Source organism: Kitasatospora sp. NPDC004745 (assembly GCF_042873275.1).
In the GTDB taxonomy this organism is placed as follows: Bacteria; Actinomycetota; Actinomycetes; order Streptomycetales; family Streptomycetaceae; genus Kitasatospora.
Genome location: NZ_JBIALK010000072.1, coordinates 1 through 1334, shown reverse-complemented (window position 1 = coordinate 1334; position 1334 = coordinate 1). Strand labels below are relative to the sequence as shown.

Genomic DNA, 1334 nt, shown 5'->3' with positions numbered 1-1334 from the left:
ACCACCCACACCCACGGCCACCACCCCACCAACCACACCCCCAACCCCCACCTCCCCCTCCCCACCTACCCCTTCACCCACCACCACTACTGGCTCGACGCCACGGCCGACACCGACGGCGCCGCGCTGCTCGCCGACCCGGTCGAACTCGCCGACGGCGGCGGCCTGGTGTTCTCCGGCGAGCTCGCCACCGGCCGCCACCCCTGGCTCGCCGACCACGCCGTCAACGGCGTCCCGCTGGCCCCCGGCACCCTCTTCGTCGACCTCGCGCTGCGCGCCGGCGAGCGGGCCGACGCACCCGTCCTCGACGAGCTCACCCTGGAGGCCCCGCTGCCGCTGCCCGCCACCGGCGCCGTCGCACTCCAGCTCACCGTGGACGCCCCGGCCGCAGACGGCCGCCGCCCCTTCACCGTCCACGCCCGCACGGGCGGGGACGAACCCTGGACCAGGCACGCCTCGGGCAGCCTCGCCGCCTCCGCGCCGGCCACCGCCGCCCCCGACGCGGCCTGGCCGCCCGCCGGCGCCGTCCCGCTCGACGCCAAGGAGGTCTACCACCGGCTCGCCGAGCGCGGGTACGACTACGGTCCGGCCTTCCGCAACCTCACCGCGGCCTGGCAGGACGGCACCACCCTGTTCGCCGAGGTCCGGCTGCCCGAGGAACTCGCCCTCACGGCCGACGGCTTCGCCCTGCACCCGGCGCTGCTCGACGCCACCCTGCACCTGCTCCCGGTCCACGGCGCGCCGGCCGGCGACCCGGGCGACGGCATCCGGCTGCCCTTCGCCTGGAGCCGCCTCACCCTGCACGCCACCGGCGCCGGCCTGGTCCGCGCCCGGCTCACCGAACTGCCCAACGGGGGTGTCGCCCTGACACTCACCGATCCGACCGGCGCCCTGGTCGCCACCGCGGAGTCACTGGACCTGCGCACCCTGCCCGCCGACGCGCTCAGCGGCGCCGGGCGCCGGGCCGGCAGCGCCGACCCGCTGTACGCGCTCGACTGGATCGAGCTGGCCGCCCCGCCCACACCGGCCACCGGCACCGCCACCACCGTCGTCACCATCGACGGCTCCGGCTCCGCCCGCTCGGCCGCGCACCGCGCGCTGGCCGCCGTCCAGCAGTGGCTCGCCGAGGAGCACCCCGAGGGTGCCCGGCTCGCCGTCGTCACCCGCGGCGCGGTCGCGGTGACGGCCGGCGAGCCGCTGCCCGGGCTCGCCGAGTCGGCCGTCTGGGGTCTGGTGCGAACGGCCCAGACCGAACACCCCGGCCGCCTCGTCCTCCTCGACACCGACACCGACGAACCCGAGGCCATCGCCGCGGCCCTTCAGACGGTTGAACC

1 protein-coding gene is annotated in these 1334 nt (G+C 77.4%); it reads left to right on the top strand.

From position 1 onward, the window contains the following. On the top strand, nt 1–1334 hold a 1334-nt coding region (locus ACFYUY_RS40065; protein ID WP_387908451.1), incomplete at both ends, for a polyketide synthase dehydratase domain-containing protein.